The following is a 16,500-nucleotide window of genomic DNA, read 5'->3' as shown; positions in this document are numbered from 1 at the left end:
CGCAGACCGAATTTGCACACCGAAGAGGAGTCAACGATGACGCGACCGATCACCCTGTTCACCGGCCAGTGGGCCGACCTGCCCTTCGAGGAGGTGGCGCGGCTCGCCGGGGAGTGGGGCTACGACGGCCTCGAGATCGCCTGCTGGGGCGACCACCTCGACGTGTCCCGGTGGGATGACGCCGCCTACGTGCAGTCGCGCCGCGACATCCTCGACCGTAACGGCCTGACGGTGTGGACGATCTCCAACCACCTCGCCGGGCAGGCCGTCTGCGACGACCCGATCGACGCGCGGCACCGCGACATCCTGAACGATCGGGTGTGGGGCGACGGCGACCCGGAAGGGGTGCGGCAGCGCGCCGCCGAGGAGCTGAAGCTGACCGCCCGGATGGCCGCAGCACTCGGGGTGAAGACGGTGACCGGATTCACGGGCTCGTCGATCTGGAAGGCGGTCGCCATGTTCCCGCCCGCCTCCGACGAGTGGATCGCCGCGGGCTACCAGGACTTCGCGGACCGCTTCCATCCGATCCTCGACGTCTTCGAGGAGGTCGGCGTACGGTTCGCGCTCGAGGTGCACCCCTCCGAGATCGCCTACGACTACTGGACAGCGAAGGCCACGCTGGAAGCGATCGGCCATCGTAAGAGCTTCGGCATCAACTTCGACCCGTCGCACTTCATGTGGCAGCAACTGGACCCGGTGGCGTTCGTTCTCGACTTCGCCGACCACATCTTCCACGTTCACGTGAAGGAGTCGATCACCAACCTCGACGGCCGCAACGGCGTGCTCGGCTCGCACCTGCCGTGGGCGAACCCGCGACGCGGCTGGACGTTCGTCTCCACCGCGCACGGCGAGGTGCCGTGGGAGCCGATTTTCCGCGCCCTGAACTTCATCGGGTACACCGGCCCGACCTCGGTCGAGTGGGAGGACGCCGGGATGGACCGCCTCCAGGGCGCTCCGGAGGCCATCGCCTTCGTCCGCGAGCTCAACTCGATCACCCCTCCTGATGCCGCGTTCGACGCCGCCTTCTCGACGAAAGCAGACTGATGCCCGATCCACTGGATGTGCTCATCCTGTCGGGCCACATGACCCGCGAACATGACAACGAGCACCGCAGCTTCCGCTTGCACAACCAGTGGATCACGACCCTGCTGGAGGACACCGGCCGGTTCCGTGTGCGGGTCGTGGAGGACCCGCGGGGGCTCGGTGCGGCGATCATCGACAAGTACGACGTGGTCATCGTCGTGTTCGAGGGCCGGGACGGCTACCACGAGAAGGCGACCGGCTTCGGGGCAGAGACGGATGCGGCTCTGCTGAAGTTCGTCCACGACGACGGCAAGGGGATCGTCTGGTTTCACGGCTCGGCCGCACAGGAGGACGACTGGGGCTATCCGGACGAGTACAACTTCATGCGCGGTTCCCGGCTTACGGTGGCAGGAGGACTCCGGCCCCGGCCATGGGGCGAAGCGCAATTGGACACCGCCGAGCCGCGGCACCCGATCACCGAGGGCATCAGCGCACGGTGGACGGTGACCGGTGACGACATCCTCACCGGCGTGGAGATCCTGGACGGTGCCCAGGTGCTGGTCACGACCTTCGACGACCTGGAGTCGTACGAGAACGCGCCGGTCTGGCCCATGTCGCACTACCCTGTCGCGATCCCGCCGGAGGGCGTCGCGGCCCTCCCCGGCATGAACACCGACCAGCCGATCGCGTGGATCAACGAATACGGAGCGGGCCGCTCGTTCACCATCACCATCGGCCACGACATCGACACGTTTCGCCGCATCGAGTTCATCCGGATATTCCCGCGCGGCGTCGAGTGGGCCGCCACCGGTGAGGTCGAACTCAGCGGTCCCGACCGTCGCGGCGAGCGGCGTTTCCTGCCCTGGCCGTACTACAACCGCGAGGGCTGAAGGGCGGCCCGGACGAGCGACAGGTGCGCACGCGTCTGTCCCGTGGGGCTGGCGTCGAGCCATTCGTGGCCTCCCCACTCGCTGCACAGCGTGCCCGCGAAGCCGGGCGCGACGTCGCGAAGCAGTGTGCCCAGATCGCGGAGCGGCTGCGAGACACGACCGTCGGAGTCGTCGAGGTCCCAGAACTTGAGGTGGAACGCTCCGACGAGCGGGAGGATGCCGCGCACGGCGTCGACTGGAGACCGACCGAACCGCACGAGCAGGTTCATGTAGAGCGCGTGAGCGGAGGGAGGCACCGTACCCGAGCGGAGGTGGGTCACCACCGCTTCCATCGTCTCCGGCTCCAGCCAGGCGTCCGTCAGCCGCTGCAGCAGCGGCCCCGGGATGCTCGGCGCCAGCGCCGCGAGATACGTCACCGGCAGCGCCGGCATGAACATGCTGGTGTCGACGAGCAGCCGGATCCGCGAGTCGTCGAGCGAAGCGACGTCGTCGATGGCGCGCGCGACCGGCGCCGTGTCGGGCGTCTGCTGGCCCTGCAACTCCTCGTAGAGGGTCAGGTCCAGTTCGTGCAGCGCGGGCTGCAGTCTGCGCAGCAGCGCGGGTCCGGCCTGCCCGATCGGCAGCCGCACGCCCACCGCGCCGAGATCGTGTGCCGTGCGCAACTGCGGCAGGAGGAATTCGAGCCGCTGGTCGTCGTCGCGCCGTCGAGTCGGGCTCAGCCAGTCGTCGAGGCTCGCTCCGACGACGCTGACCCGGCCACCGGCGGCCTCGAGCTGCTCGCGCAGCTCCGCTGCCTCCGCCGTAGAGGTGGACGGGAACGATCGCCACAGCTGCCCGGGCTCGAGCTCGACGACGGACGACACTCCTGAGCTCACGATCCCGACCGCGATGTCGGTCGACGGGCGATCGGCGCGGATCACCTCCGGCGTCCAGTTGAAAGCGCTCGCCGCGAGGATCCATGGCGTCGCGCCGACGGCCTCCACCCGTCGCTCGGCCTCGAAGTCGAGCTCCAGCGGTGCGTCCGGTCCGCCCGGCAGATACGGGATCAGCAACCGGAAGGACGCCCGGATCGTGTGCACCCCGGACGCGAGCGGGCGGCGGACGCGCAGCGCGAGCCGGTCCTGCACGAACCACCAGCCGTCGCCGCCCGGCACCTCGACGGAGCACTCGTCACCGTCGAGGTGGACCCGCACTCCCGAAACGCTCGACAGCGGCAGGGATCGGATCCACGGCAAGCGCAGACGGACGTCGAACCCGTCGGCGGTGGCCACCAGGGCGTCGTCGCCCAGGATCGGGATCATGCCGCCGCCGCTTTGATCCCCTCGATGCTCGGGCGGCCGTCCGCGAACCATCGCGGGAAGGTCACCTCGAACAGTTCCTCGATCGCCAGTTCGGCGCCGCCTCGCAGCGGCTCCCGCTCGTCGCCTACCGACCGCACGATCGACAGGTCGCGGGTCGCCAACGGAAGCGAGAGCTCGTAGACGCGCTGGCGCACCTCCGCCAGGAAGAGCTCGCCGGCCGCCGACAAGGCGCCGCCGACCACGATCACGCCCGGATTGAACATGTTCACGAGTGCGGCGATCGACTCGCCGATCAGCCGGGCCGAGCGCTGTACGAGGGAGATGGCCAGGGCATCGCCATCCTGGGCAGCGATGGACACGGCCTCCGGGGTGATCGGCTCGCCGCGGGCGACCACGTTCGCGAGAACGCCCGTAGCGCCCTCCTGGAGCGCCCGCTCGGCATCCCGCACGATGGCCCAGCCGGAGGCCTCCGCCTCCAGGCAGCCCACCTTGCCGCACCGGCACGGCGTCGCCGAGTCGCGGACCCTCACGTGCCCGATGTCGCCGGCGGCCCCGTTGACGCCGCGGTGGATGCGGCCGCGCGAGAGGAGGCCCGCGCCGATGCCGCTGCCGACCTTGCAGTAGATCAGGTCGACGTTGTCGTCGCGGCGATGAGCTCGCTCGGTGAGCGCCAGCAGGTTCACGTCGTTGTCCACCCAGACCGGCGCGTCGAAGCGCTGCTCGAAGCGGCGGCGCACGTCGAACCCGTTCCAGCCCGGCATGATCGGCGGCGCCACCGGTGACCCCGTCTCGAAGTCGACCGGACCGGGAACCCCGACGGCCACGGCCCACACCGGGCGTTCCGGCTGGGATGCGAGGAGCTCGTCGAGCATCCCGAGGGCGGTGTCGATCGTCTCGGCAGGTCCGCGACCGATGTCCCACGCGCGGTGTCCCTCTGCGATGACCTCGCCGTCGAGGGTGGCGAGGCCCACCCGGATGTGGAGGGCGCCGAGCGCGCAGACGACGATCATGGCCTGGTCGGCGCGGAAGCGGAGCGTGCGGGGCGCGCGGCCGCCGGAGGAGGGGCCGTACTCGCCGTCCTCCAGGAAGCCCATCTCGATCGCGGCCTCGACGCGCTGGGCGACGACGCCCCGGCCGAGCCCCGTGAGCCTGCCGATCTCGGGTCGTGTGTCGGCTTCGCCCGTGCGGACGAGGTTGATCACGCGAAGAAGGCTCATGGCTTCGTCGGTCTGAGCGCCGAACCTGAGTGCGGAATCCCTAGCCATGCTTGATTCTGACACAACGGGACGCCCAAAACAGCGAAACCGGGCGTACTTGAGTCGAACGCGCTGAATCTTGTGCCGCTGTGAGACCGAAGATCTCACGATGCCGACCAAGGAAATCAGTCTCAGTGATCCCCGGCATAGCCGATACGCGGTTCCCTGATCCGGACGCTGCCGTGAAAGTAGAGACCGGGCATCACATTCGGCCCGTCTGGAAAGGATCAAGGATGATCAAGCTTCTCTCCCACTTGTCTTACGTGGAGATCACGTCCCCGGATGTCGAGGCGTCCGTGAAGTTCTACGAGGAACAGGTCGGTCTGACCGTCGTGGATCGCGTCGACGGAGCCGTGTACCTCCGCTGCTGGGGCGACTACTACGCGTACTCGGTCGTCGTTTCGCCGGGCACCGAGCCGACGCTCGCGACCATGGCCTGGCGCACGTCGAGCGCCGAGGCGCTCGAGGAGGCGGCCAAGCGCATCGAGGCCGCCGGTATCGAGGGCGAATGGCTCGACGACGTGCCCGCCATCGGCCGCGCGTACCGCTTCACCGGACCCTGGGGCCATTCGATGACCCTGCACTGGGACGTCACCCGCCACCAGGCTCCCGGCCACGTCGCGTCCACCTACCCGGACCGTCCCGAGAAGCGCAGCAAGGTCGCCGGCGCCCCTCGCCAGCTCGACCACGTCACGATCGCGACCAGCGACGTGGATGCGTTCGCCGCCTGGTACAACGAGGTGCTCGGCTTCCGCATCATGGCCCGGACGGTGCTCGACGAGGCGCCCATCTCGGTCTTCTCGGTGCTCACCACGAACGAGAAGTCGCACGACCTCGGCGTCGTCCTCGACGGCTCGACCCGCGCCGGACGCGTCAACCACTACGCGTTCTGGGTCGACACCTACGAGGAGCTGCTCATCGCGGCCGACACCCTGCTGGAGGACGGCGTGCCGATCGAGTACGGCCCCTCCATCCACGGGATCGGGGAGCAGACGTTCCTCTACTACCGGGAGCCGTCGTCGCTGCGCATCGAGCTGAACACCGGCGGATACCGGAACTACGTGCCCGACTGGCAGCCCAACACGTGGAAGCCGTCGCTCGGGTCGAACAACTTCTACCGCAACGGCGCCATGCCGATGTCGATGACCGAGTCGTTCCCGGCCGCCGACGGACCGAGCGCGACGGAGGAGGGCGTGCCCGACGAGATCAAGGAGGCGCTGCTCAACCCGTACGCCGTCCAGGGTCGCGGCTGACCATGGCGGCACCGAGCGAGAACCCGGCGGACCTGAACCGTCAGGATCCGGAAGCCGAGATCGCCGCGCGGGCGGAGGCGTACCGCAACTGGGGCCGGTGGGGTGAGGATGACGTGCTCGGCACGCTCAACCTCATCGACGCCGCCAAGCGCACGGAGGCCGCCGCCCTCGTCCGCGAGGGCTCGGCGATCTCCCTGGCGCAGTCGTTCGATATGAACGGCCCGCAGAAAGGCTGGCGCCGGCGCACGAATCCGGTCCACACGATGCTCGACACCGGCACGGATGCGGAGCGTGGCACCCAGGGGTTCCCGCACGGGCTCGGTGGCGCCGACGACGTGATCGCGATGCCGTTGCAGTGCTCCACGCAGTGGGACGGGCTGGGTCACATCTTCGACCACGGCTACGCCTGGAACGGCCGGCGAGCGGGAGACGTCGTCACGAGCGACGGCGACCTGGTCACCGGGATCGAGCACGCGGCCTCCGCGATCGTCTCGCGCGGCGTGCTGCTCGACCTCGGGCGGCACCTGCGGCCAGAGTCCGGCGAGTTGGAGGACGGCTACGCGGTCACGGCCGCCGACCTCCGCTCGTGCGTGGATGCGCAGGGCGCGACGAGCGCGGTGGACACCGGCGACATCGTCCTCGTGCGCACCGGTCAGCTCGCCCGCGTGCGTCGCGACGGCTGGGGCGAGTACGCCGGAGGACCGGCACCCGGCCTCTCGCTGACCACGGCCGGCTGGCTGCACGACACCGGGATCGCCGCGATCGCGACCGACACCTGGGGCTTCGAGGTGCGGCCGAACGAGTTCGACGTGCCGGCGTTCCAGCCGCTCCACCAGGTCGTCATCCCGAACCTCGGGCTCACCATCGGCGAGATGTGGGACCTGGAGGAACTCGCGTCGGAGTGCACCCGGCTCGGGAGATACGATTTCCTCCTCTCGGCCCCGCCGCTGCCGATCACGGCGGCCGTCGGGTCGCCGATCAACCCCATCGCTCTGCTGTAGCGGAGACTCCGCCCAGCGGAGCATCCGGAAGCACAGCAGAGAATCCAGAAGAACAGAGAGGTTCTTTATGACCGCCGTCACGAAGGTCGCCATCGCCGGGAGCGGCGTCGCAGGGCTCGCCACCGCCATCCAGCTCGCCAAGGCCGGTGTCGAGGTCGACGTCTTCGAGTCGAAACTCGAGCTGAGCGCGCTCGGCTCGGGCATCACCCTGCAAGGGAACGCGTTGCGTGCGTTTGCGGCGCTCGGCGTCTGGGACGACGTGCAGGCAAAGGGCTACTTCTTCGAAGGACTGACGCTGCGGGCGCCGGGTCCGGACGCGCCGGTCGTCGCCGAGCTGCCCGAGGTGAAGACGGGCGGTCCCGACTTCCCGGCGACGGGCGGCATGTACCGCCCGGACCTCGCGCGCATCCTGCTCGACCACGCGGTCGCGGCGGGTGCGAACGTCCGGTTCGGCACGAAGGTCACCGGCGTCGCGGAGACCGCCGGCGGCGTCGCGGTGGAGGTCGACGGTTCGCCTGCGGGCACCTACGACCTCCTGGTCGGCGCCGACGGGCTCAACTCGGTCGTCCGCGAGCTGATCGGCATCACCACCAAGCCGCAGCCGACCGGCATGGGCATCTGGCGGTCGTTCGTCTCGCGCCCCGCCTCGGTCGAGCACAGCGAGCTGTACTACGGCGGTCCGGTGTACATCGCGGGCTACACGCCCACCGGAGAAGACACCATGTACGCGTTCCTCGTCGAGCCGGCGCAGGAGCGGGTCGGGCTCACCGATGAGGAGGCGGTCGCCCTCATGCTCGCCGAGTCGCAGGCCTACGGCGGTCCGTGGAACGACATCCGCGCCGACCTGCAGGCGGGCGCGAAGGTCAACTACACCTGGTTCACGCAGCACATCGTGCCTGCCCCGTGGAACCGCGGGCACTCAGTGGTGATCGGCGATGCCGCGCACACCTGCCCGCCCACGATCGCGCAGGGCGCGGCGCAGGCGCTGGAGGATGCGGTCGTGCTGACCGAGCTGCTGCTCGCGGCCGACACGGTGGACGACGCCCTCTGGGACGAATTCCACGCCCGTCGCCTGCCGCGCGCACAGGCCGTGGTCGACGCCTCCGTGCAGCTCGGCCAATGGCAGATCGACCACAACCGTGAGGCCGACGCCGCCGGACTCATCTTCGGCATCTCGCACAGGATGGCGGAGCCGGCATGAGGGTCGCGCGCTGGGCGGCCGATGGCGTTGCCGGCGAGGGCTTCGTGATCGGGGATCGTGTGGTCCCTTTCCCGGATTCCCTGACCGTGAGCGACGTCCTCGCGCAGGGGCTGGCGGGAGCGCATGCCCTGTTCGCGCGCGTGAGTGACTCCCACGGGACCGCGCTCGCCGACGTCCGGCTGCTCGCGCCGCTCGTCCCCGCGTCGATCCGCGACTTCGTCGCCTTCGAGGAGCACGTGGAGGGTGTCAGCGCCTCCGTCGACGGCAAGAGTGAGGTCGTGCCCGAGTGGTACCAGGCGCCGACCTTCTACTTCACCAACCCGCACACGGTGCTCGGTCCCGGCGAGCAGTTGCGACCTCCCGTCAGCGCACGGCTCGACTTCGAACTGGAGGTCGCGGCGGTCATCGGCGGCGCACCCGGTGTCGACGGAGCGAACCTGACCGCTGGTGGAGCGGCCGGGGTGATCTTCGGCTACACGATCATGAACGACTGGTCGGCCCGCGACCTGCAGTCGCGTGAGATGAAGGTGCGGCTGGGCCCCGCGAAGGGCAAGGACTTCGGGATGAGCCTGGGCCCGTGGATCGTGACCGCCGACGAGTTCGAGCCGTACCTCGACGAGGACGGGTTCCTCGCGATTTGCGCCGAGGTGTACGTCAACGACGAGCGGATCGGGCACGACCTCGTGTCGAACATGGGGTGGCCGTTCCCCGAGCTGGTTGCCTACGCCTCGCGCAACTCGCGGGTCGTTCCCGGCGATGTGCTCGGCTCCGGAACGACGGGAAACGGCGGCTGCCTGGCCGAGCTGTGGGGCCGCCGCGGCGAGCTCACTCCGCCCCCGCTGACCGACGGCGACACGGTACGGATGGTGGTGGAGGGCATCGGCGAGCTGGTCGGGCCGGTCGGCGCGCCCATCTCTTCGCCCGAGCTGCCCGCAGCGCGCGAACGTTCGCGACACCGCAGCCGCGAGGAGCAGGTCGCGCGATGAGCTCCACCTTGCTCGACACGTTCGCCCGGCTCGACGGCACGACCGTCGTCGTCACCGGCGCCGCCCGGGGTCAGGGCGCTGCCGAGGCGCGGATGCTCGCCGAGCTCGGTGCCCGGGTGATCGCGACCGACGTCGTGCACCCCGACGGCCCGCTGGACGACCGCATCGCTTTCCGCCACCTCGACGTGACGGACGAGGAGGCGTGGGCACAACTCGGCGGCGAGCTCGACCGGACCCTGGGCCGAACCCCGCTCCGCGGCCTCATCAACAACGCAGGCGTCACCCACCGCGCCGGGATCGGCCAGACCGAGCGCGCCGACTGGGATCGGGTGCTCGCCGTCAACCTGACGGGTCCGATGCTCGGGATGCGCGCCCTCGCGCCGCTCATGGCCGACGGCTCCTCGATCGTCAACGTCGGCTCGGTCGCCGGACTCACCGGTCACTACACCGCGGCGTACACCGCCTCCAAGTGGGGTCTTCGCGGGCTGTCCCGCGTCGCGGCCACGGAGTACGGCCCGCGCGGCATCCGGGTGAACACCATCCATCCCGGCTTCATCGAGACCGATATGACCGCCAACGCGCCAGCGGCGATGCGGGAGGCGCAGCTCGAACTGACCCCGCTCGGACGCCTCGGGGAGGCCGACGACGTCGCCGGGCTCGCCGTCTTCCTGATCTCGGATGCGTCCCGCTACCTCTCCGGCGCCGACCTCCCCGTCGATGGAGGATTCGTCTCCTCCGCCGGGGCCAAGTACCTCGCCGACCGCATCGCGGCCGGCGCGCACCACGTTTCGCAGTAAGTAAGGAGCCCCTCGTGTTCATGTACTTCCCGACCAATTACGTCTGGAGCCTGGCCGTCGTCGCCACCCTCAACAACGGCGGCTTCATCGACGAGGTCGACCGGGCGTGCAAGCCGGTGCTGCTCGCCTCCCAGAACGGCGACGACGCCGGCACCGCCGAGCTGTACGCCTCGTGGGAGACCGTCGCCGACCGCCTGGTGGCGAAGGCGCAGGCCGATGAGGCCGCGGGCCGACGGATCGGCGCGGGGGAGACGTACTACCGGGCGTCGCTGTACACCTCGCAGGCCGAGCGTCTGCAGTCGCCGCGGTGGGAGGGACGCAACGCCGCGTACCAGAAGTCGATCGACCTGCTGCTCAAGCACGTGGAGCTCAGCGACATCCCGCTGACTCGGGTCGAGGTCCCTTACGAGGGCTCGTCCCTGCCGGGCTACTTTTACCGCGCTCCGGGCGACGGGCCGCATCCCGTGATCATCCAGTGGAACGGCCTCGACTCCACCAAGGAGATGATGTTCTACTCCGGGTTCCCGAAGATGCTGGCCGAGCGCGGCATCTCCACCCTCATGATCGACACTCCCGGTTCGGGGGAGGCGCTGCGGCTGCGGGGTCTGACGGCACGCTACGACACGGAGGTGTGGGCGGCGGCGATCATCGACTGGATCGAGGCGAACGCGCAGGAGCTCGGCGCCGATGCCGAACAGATCGGCATCGTCGGCTGGTCGCTCGGCGGCTACTACGCCCCGCGGGCGGCGGCCTTCGAGAAGCGCCTCGCGCTCGCGGTGGCCTGGGGGGCCAACCACAACTGGGCGGCGGTGCAGGAGGCTCGGCGCAACCGTGAAGGCGAGAACCCCGTGCCGCACTACTGGGACCACGTGTTCTGGGTGTGGGGCGTGCGAGACATGGACGAGTTCATCGAGAAGACCCGCGGGATGCACCTGAACGGCGTCGCCGAGAAGATCACCGCGCCGCTGCTGATCACGCACGGCGCCGGCGATCGGCAGATCCCCGTGCGCTATGCCCACGAGACCTACGACCAGGCGGTGAACAGCCCCCGGCGCGAGCTGCGGATCTTCGACGATCCCGAGGGCGGCACCGAGCACATCTCCATCGACAACATGCCGTACGTCGCGGGGATCATCGCCGACTGGGTCGCCGAGACCTTCGCCGCCCTCGAGCCGTCCGCCGCCGGCGCGGCGCCCGCTGTCGACGCCGACGCCCGCTGACCGGAACCGGAGAACCATGCGCACCCAGGTCGCCATCATCGGGGCGGGCCCCGCGGGGCTCCTCCTCGGCCACATCCTGCAGCGGGCCGGCATCGCCTTCGTCATCCTGGAGCAGAAGAGCCGGGAGTACGTGCTCGGCCGCATCCGGGCGGGAGTGCTGGAGCAGGGGTCGGTCGACATCCTGCGCGACCTCGGTCTCGACTCCGACCTGGCTGCGCGCGGGCTGACCCACCACGGCATCTACCTGCAGTACGAAGGACAGCGCCGCCACCTCGACTTCGTCGACCTGGTCGGGCGCACGGTCACGGTGTACGGGCAGCAGGCGCTCGTGAAGCACCTGCTGGCCGAGCACGACCGCCTCGGCTCCGACGTCCGCTTCGAGGTCGAGGGCGTCGCTCCGCACGGCATCGACTCGGACGCCCCCTACGTCACCACCGTCTCCGGCGAGCGGATCGACTGCGACTTCATCGTCGGCGCCGACGGCTACCACGGGGTGTGCCGGCCGGCCATCCCAGGCGTGACGGCGCTCGAGCGGAGTTACCCGTACGCCTGGCTCGGCATCCTCGCCGACGTGGCCCCGTCCACCGACGACCTGATCTACGCGCTCCACCCCGAGGGCTTCGCGATGCACTCGATGCGCTCGCCTGAGGTATCGCGGCTGTACCTCCAGGTCGACCCGTCCGAGTCGATCGACGAGTGGTCCGACGCCCGGATCTGGGAGCAGTTGCAGACCCGGCTCGGCGTCGACGGCTGGACGCTGCACGAGGGCACGATCACCGAGAAGTCCATCACGCCGATGCGCAGCTTCGTTGCGTCGACCCTGGAGCGCGGCCGGCTCTTCCTGGTCGGCGACGCCGGACACATCGTGCCGCCGACCGGCGCCAAGGGACTCAACTCGGCGATCGCCGACGTCGCGCTGCTCGGCCGCTCGCTCGCCCTGCGGTATCGCGGTGACGACTCCCCGCTCACCCGCTACAGCGCGTCGGCGCTCGCCCGGCAGTGGAAGGTGCAGCAGTTCTCGCAGTGGATGACCGAGATGCTGCACGTGCACCGCGAGATCTCCGACGAGTCGACCCGCGCCTTCCGCTACCGCAGCCAGGTCGGCCAGCTCGAGTACACGACCGGGTCCCGGCACGCACAGGCGGCGCTCGCCGAGCAGTACGCCGGCCTTCCCTTCTGAGGAGGAACGATGACCGAACTCAGCCAGGAGCAGATCAGCGCGGAGATCGCGGAGACGCAGGCGGCGGCGGCGCACGCCGCGGCCGCCGCAGCTGGACACCTTCCGACGCACCCGCTGCGCGACTTCGCGCCCTATCGCAGCTCGACCCTGCGTCATCCCACCCACGAGCTGGTGCGCGCCGACCCGGAGGAGATCGAGCTCGTCTCGCCCGCGTTCGGGCACTCGGACGTGTCGCCGGAGGAGAGCGATCTGACCATCCAGCACAGCGGAGAGCCGCTGGGGGAGCGGATCATCGTGGCCGGCCGGGTGCTCGACGGCGAGGGCCGCCCGGTGCACGGGCAGCTCATCGAGGTGTGGCAGGCGAACTCGTCTGGCCGGTACGTGCACAAGCGCGACCAGCACCCCGCGCCGCTCGACCCGAACTTCACCGGCGTCGGACGGGCGATCACCGGCGACGACGGGTCGTACCGGTTCGTGACCATCAAGCCGGGCCCCTACCCGTGGAAGAACCATCGCAACGCGTGGCGGCCGGCGCACATCCACTTCTCGCTGTTCGGTTCGCAGTTCACGCAGCGGCTGATCACGCAGATGTACTTCCCGACCGACCCGCTGTTCGCACTCGATCCGATCTACCAGTCCATCGTCGATCCGGCCGCCCGCGACCGCCTGAAAGCGAGTTACGATCACGACCTCAGCGTGCCGGAGTGGGCGATGGGATACCGCTGGAACATCGTGCTGACCGGCGCCAAGGCGACGTGGATGGAGCCGGAGGAGGGCGAACATGCCTGAGGCTGAGTACCTGCAGACGCCGTCGCAGACCGTCGGTCCGTTCTTCGGCTACGCGCTTCCGTACGAGGGCGACTCCGAGGTGACGCCTCGCGCCGATCCGGAGTCGATCCGCCTGCACGGCATCGTGTACGACGGTGCCGGCGTGCCGGTGCCGGACGCGATCCTGGAGATCTGGGGCCCGGATGCGTCGGGCGCCGTGATCGCCGAGCGCGGCAGCCTCCACCGCGATGGCTACACCGTGACGGGCTTCGGCCGCACAGCCGTCGACCGCGCGGGGCACTACACGTTCACGACCGTCCGGCCGGGTGCGACCGCCGACGGTCGCGCGCCGTATCTCCTGGTGACCGTGTTCGCCCGCGGGCTGCTGCACCACCTGTTCACGCGCGCATACTTCTCGGCCGACGACCCCTTTCTCGCGACCGTGCCCGAGGACCGCCGCGGCACGCTCGTGGTGGAGCAGGATGGGGAGCGCAGCTACCGCTTCGACATCCGGCTGCAGGGGGAGGGCGAGACGGTGTTCCTCGACTTCATGGGGGACGGACGTGGCTGACGCGTTCGACTGGGGGCTGCTCGAACCAGCGGCCGCCGACGGCATGGCCGCCTCGGACGACCGGGTGCTGGACGCGATGGTCGCCGTCGAGAGCGCGCACCTGGAGGTCTGGAGCGAACTCCTCGGCGTCGCCGTGCGGACGACGCTCGACCCGTCGCGGGTCGACAAGGATGAGCTGCTCACCGCGACCCGCCTGGCCGGCGTCCCCGTCGTGGGGCTGGTGCAGGCGCTGCGTGCCCAGGTCTGGAAGTCCAGCGGACTCGTGCACCAAGGGCTGACCAGTCAAGACGTCGTGGACAGCGCGCTCATGATGGTGTCGCGCGAGGCGCTGGGCAGCGCGCGCGGGAGTCTGGCCGCAGCGGCGCAGACGCTCGTCGCCCTGTCACGCGAGCACGCGCGCACGCCCCTGATGGCGCGGACGCTGATGCAAGATGCCGAGCCCAGCACCCTCGGAGCCGTGTTCGCATCCTGGCTCGACGGGGTCGTCTCGGCGATGGAGGCGGTCGACGCGACAGCATTCCCGGTGCAGGTCGGCGGTGCCGTCGGGACCGGTGAGGCGTTCCCGCGCATCTCAGGGCGCCCCGACGCGGTCTCGGTCCTGCGCTCGCAGCTCGCCGCACGTCTCTCGCTGGCCGACCCCGGGCGGTCCTGGCACACGGAGCGGACGCCCGTGCTCGCGGTGGTGGATGCGGCCGCGCGCGTGTGCGCCGCAGCCGGACGGATCGGCCGCGACCTGGCGCTGCTCGCGCGCGACGGTGTCGTGAAGCCGCTGCAGGGAGGAGCGTCTTCGGCGATGCCGCACAAGCGCAACCCAGTCGACGCCGTCATCCTGACGGCTAACGGCATCCGCGTCGGCGGCATGGTCTCAACCGTGCACACCGCGGCGCTGGGCTACGACGCGCGTCCGGCGGGCGAATGGCACGCGGAGTGGCAGGACTGGCGCGGGAGCCTCCGGCTGGCCGGGGAGAGCGCAGCCGTTCTGGCTCACGCCGTCTCGCATGCCCGCATCGACCCCCCGGCCGCCGCGGCCGTCGCGGCGCCGTCGTCGGCGATCGATGCCGCCGTCGTGGCCGTCGACGCGGCGACCGCCCGTTTCGAGAGGATCACGACCTCATGACGGAGCTCCGACTTCGGGGTGCGATGACTCCTGCGGCACCCTCGGCGGCGGCTGCGCCGCTGCTCGTGCTGCTCCCGTCCCTGGGGACGACCACCGAGCTGTGGGACGGCGTCGTAGCTCAGCTGGCCCAGGATGCCGCGCGGCCGCGCATCCTGCGGGTCGACCTCCCCGGTCATGGCGCGTCGCCCGTCGCCCGCGCCTCCTTCACCGTCGCGGACCTGGCGCGAGCGGTGCTCACCGTCGTCGACGAGGTCGGCGGGGGAGCGTTCCACGTGGCCGGCGACTCCCTCGGCGGTGCGGTCGCGCTCGAGCTGGCGATCACGGCGCCCGAACGGGTGCTGAGCCTGGCGATGTTCTGTTCGGGCGCGGCCATCGGCACCCCGGACGGCTGGGCGGAGCGGGCGGCGCAGGTCCGCGCCTCCGGCACCGCGTCGGTGGTGGCGGGGAGCGCGCAGCGCTGGTTCGCTCCCAGGTACCTGGACGCCCATCCGGATGGTCCCGGCGGCCACGCGCTGAAGACGCTGATCGACGTGGACGACGAGTCGTACGCCCTGTGCTGCGAGGCGCTCGCCGCCTTCGACCGGCGCCCCGACCTCGGCACGGTGCGTGCTCCCTCCCTCGTCGTCGCAGGCTCCCACGACCAGGTCACAACCCCCGCGCTCATGCGCGAGCTGGCCGACGGCATCCCCGGGGCGCGGTTCGTGGAACTCCCGGACGCGGCCCATCTCGTCCCGCTGGAGGACCCGGCCCAGACCGCTGAGCTGCTTGTCACCGCCAATGGTTCAGGCGGGGCCAGGGAGGACGGGATGCGCGTGCGCCGGGAGGTCCTCGGCGACGCGCATGTGGACCGGGCGACGGCGGCGATCACGCCCGAAACCGCCGACTTCCAGGACTTCATCACCCGCTACGCCTGGGGCGAGGTGTGGGCGCGTCCTCAGCTCAACCGGCAGCAGCGTTCCATCGCGACGCTGGCGAGCCTCGTCACCGGCGGGCACGAGAACGAGATCCGCATGCACGTGCGCGCGGCACTGCGGAACGGCCTGACGCGCACCGAGATCGCCGAGGTCATTCACCACACGGCCATCTACGCGGGCCTGCCCGCCGCGAACAGCGCGCTCGCGATCATGCGCGACGTCTTCACGGAGGAACCCCTTGGATAAGACCTATGCATCCGCCGCCGAGGCGGTCGCCGACATCCCGGAGGGCGCCTCCCTCGCCGTCGGCGGCTTCGGCCTCTCCGGCGTCCCGATCGTCACGATCCGGGCGCTGCTCGCGCGCGGCGTCGGAGGTCTCCAGGTCGTCAGCAACAACTGCGGCGTCGACGGGTGGGGGCTCGGCGAGCTGCTCGCCGCCGGCCGCATCCGCCGCGTGATCGCGAGTTACATCGGCGAGAACAAGGAGTTCGCGCGGCAGTACCTCGGCGGCGAGGTGGAGGTCGAGCTCACCCCGCAGGGCACGTTGGCCGAGCGCTTGCGGGCAGGCGGCGTCGGCATCCCGGCCTTCTTCACCGCGACCGGGGCGGGCACAGCGGTGTCCGACGGCGGGATGCCGATCCGGTACGCGCCGGACGGCTCGGTCGCCGAGGCGAGCGGGCCGAAAGAGCTGCGTCCGTTCGACGTGTTCGGCGCCTCCCGCGAGTACGTCCTGGAGACCGCGATCCGCACCGACTACGGCCTGGTGCGCGCCGCCGTCGGCGACCGGCATGGCAACCTGCGCTTCGAGAAGTCCACCCGCAACTTCAACCCGCTGGCCGCGATGGCGGGCCGGATCACGATCGCCGAGGTGGATGAGCTGGTCGAGCCCGGCGTGCTCGGCCCGGACGACATCCACTTGCCCGGCATCTACGTGGACCGCGTGGTCGCGCTGACGCCCGAGCAGTCCGCCGACCTGCCGATCGAGAAGACCACCGTCCGCGTCCGCCCCGAAGGAGCCTGAC

Annotated in this window: 16 protein-coding genes; 14 read left to right on the top strand and 2 right to left on the bottom strand. The window is 70.4% G+C overall.

Annotation, left to right across the window (positions count from 1 at the left end):
* Positions 1-36: 36 nt before the first annotated feature.
* On the top strand, positions 37-1,044 hold the full coding sequence (locus AB7E03_RS09560) for a sugar phosphate isomerase/epimerase family protein (protein WP_489941184.1): 1,008 nt from the start codon (positions 37-39) through the stop codon (positions 1,042-1,044).
* Positions 1,044-1,913, top strand: a complete 870-nt coding sequence (locus AB7E03_RS09555) for a ThuA domain-containing protein (RefSeq protein WP_489941183.1) — start codon at positions 1,044-1,046, stop codon at positions 1,911-1,913. The genes AB7E03_RS09560 and AB7E03_RS09555 overlap by 1 nt, the downstream gene beginning before the upstream one ends.
* Here AB7E03_RS09555 and AB7E03_RS09550 read toward each other — a convergent pair.
* Together AB7E03_RS09550 and AB7E03_RS09545 are read right to left on the bottom strand one after the other, a co-directional pair.
* Positions 1,895-3,214 carry a restriction endonuclease subunit R gene (locus tag AB7E03_RS09550; RefSeq protein WP_489941182.1) on the bottom strand — a complete coding sequence of 440 codons (1,320 nt, stop codon included), beginning with the start codon at positions 3,212-3,214 and terminating at the stop codon, positions 1,895-1,897. The genes AB7E03_RS09555 and AB7E03_RS09550 overlap by 19 nt on opposite strands.
* The gene (locus AB7E03_RS09545; RefSeq protein WP_489941181.1) at positions 3,211-4,431 is read right to left on the bottom strand and encodes an ROK family protein; all 1,221 of its coding nucleotides are present in this window, start codon (positions 4,429-4,431) and stop codon (positions 3,211-3,213) included. Before AB7E03_RS09545 ends, AB7E03_RS09550 begins: the two co-directional genes overlap by 4 nt.
* A gap of 272 nt (positions 4,432-4,703) precedes the next feature.
* On the opposite strand from AB7E03_RS09545, the gene AB7E03_RS09540 reads away from it, so the two are divergent.
* The 12 genes from AB7E03_RS09540 (at position 4,704) to AB7E03_RS09485 (ending at position 16,499) form a co-directional block, all read left to right on the top strand.
* The gene (locus AB7E03_RS09540) at positions 4,704-5,723 is read left to right on the top strand and encodes a VOC family protein (protein ID WP_489941180.1); all 1,020 of its coding nucleotides are present in this window, start codon (positions 4,704-4,706) and stop codon (positions 5,721-5,723) included.
* A gap of 2 nt (positions 5,724-5,725) precedes the next feature.
* On the top strand, positions 5,726-6,724 hold the full coding sequence (locus AB7E03_RS09535; protein WP_489941179.1) for a cyclase family protein: 999 nt from the start codon (positions 5,726-5,728) through the stop codon (positions 6,722-6,724).
* 67 nt (positions 6,725-6,791) lie between these two features.
* Complete coding sequence (locus tag AB7E03_RS09530; RefSeq protein WP_489941178.1) at positions 6,792-7,925, top strand: FAD-dependent monooxygenase; 1,134 nt, start codon at positions 6,792-6,794, stop codon at positions 7,923-7,925.
* The gene (locus AB7E03_RS09525) at positions 7,922-8,911 is read left to right on the top strand and encodes a fumarylacetoacetate hydrolase family protein (protein ID WP_489941177.1); all 990 of its coding nucleotides are present in this window, start codon (positions 7,922-7,924) and stop codon (positions 8,909-8,911) included. Before AB7E03_RS09530 ends, AB7E03_RS09525 begins: the two co-directional genes overlap by 4 nt.
* Positions 8,908-9,708, top strand: coding sequence for an SDR family NAD(P)-dependent oxidoreductase (locus AB7E03_RS09520; protein WP_489941176.1), 801 nt, complete (start codon positions 8,908-8,910; stop codon positions 9,706-9,708). The genes AB7E03_RS09525 and AB7E03_RS09520 overlap by 4 nt, the downstream gene beginning before the upstream one ends.
* Before the next feature lie 20 nt (positions 9,709-9,728).
* The gene (locus AB7E03_RS09515) at positions 9,729-10,928 is read left to right on the top strand and encodes an alpha/beta hydrolase family protein (protein WP_489942897.1); all 1,200 of its coding nucleotides are present in this window, start codon (positions 9,729-9,731) and stop codon (positions 10,926-10,928) included.
* 16 nt (positions 10,929-10,944) lie between these two features.
* Entirely contained in the window at positions 10,945-12,108 is a 1,164-nt protein-coding gene (locus tag AB7E03_RS09510) for a 4-hydroxybenzoate 3-monooxygenase (RefSeq protein WP_489941175.1), read from the top strand.
* A gap of 9 nt (positions 12,109-12,117) precedes the next feature.
* On the top strand, positions 12,118-12,897 hold the full coding sequence (gene pcaH, locus AB7E03_RS09505) for a protocatechuate 3,4-dioxygenase subunit beta (RefSeq protein WP_489941174.1): 780 nt from the start codon (positions 12,118-12,120) through the stop codon (positions 12,895-12,897).
* On the top strand, positions 12,890-13,447 hold the full coding sequence (gene pcaG / locus AB7E03_RS09500) for a protocatechuate 3,4-dioxygenase subunit alpha (RefSeq protein WP_489941173.1): 558 nt from the start codon (positions 12,890-12,892) through the stop codon (positions 13,445-13,447). The genes pcaH and pcaG overlap by 8 nt, the downstream gene beginning before the upstream one ends.
* Complete coding sequence (locus tag AB7E03_RS09495; RefSeq protein WP_489941172.1) at positions 13,440-14,564, top strand: lyase family protein; 1,125 nt, start codon at positions 13,440-13,442, stop codon at positions 14,562-14,564. The genes pcaG and AB7E03_RS09495 overlap by 8 nt, the downstream gene beginning before the upstream one ends.
* Positions 14,561-15,724, top strand: a complete 1,164-nt coding sequence (gene pcaDC / locus AB7E03_RS09490) for a bifunctional 3-oxoadipate enol-lactonase/4-carboxymuconolactone decarboxylase PcaDC (protein ID WP_489941171.1) — start codon at positions 14,561-14,563, stop codon at positions 15,722-15,724. The genes AB7E03_RS09495 and pcaDC overlap by 4 nt, the downstream gene beginning before the upstream one ends.
* Positions 15,717-16,499 carry a CoA transferase subunit A gene (locus tag AB7E03_RS09485; RefSeq protein WP_489941170.1) on the top strand — a complete coding sequence of 261 codons (783 nt, stop codon included), beginning with the start codon at positions 15,717-15,719 and terminating at the stop codon, positions 16,497-16,499. Before pcaDC ends, AB7E03_RS09485 begins: the two co-directional genes overlap by 8 nt.
* The last annotated feature ends 1 nt before the right edge of the window (position 16,500 follow it).

It is taken from the genome of Leifsonia sp. RCC_180 (assembly GCF_058138205.1).
The sequence above is the reverse complement of the archived record's forward strand: the minus strand, read 5'-3'. Positions and strand labels throughout refer to the sequence as shown.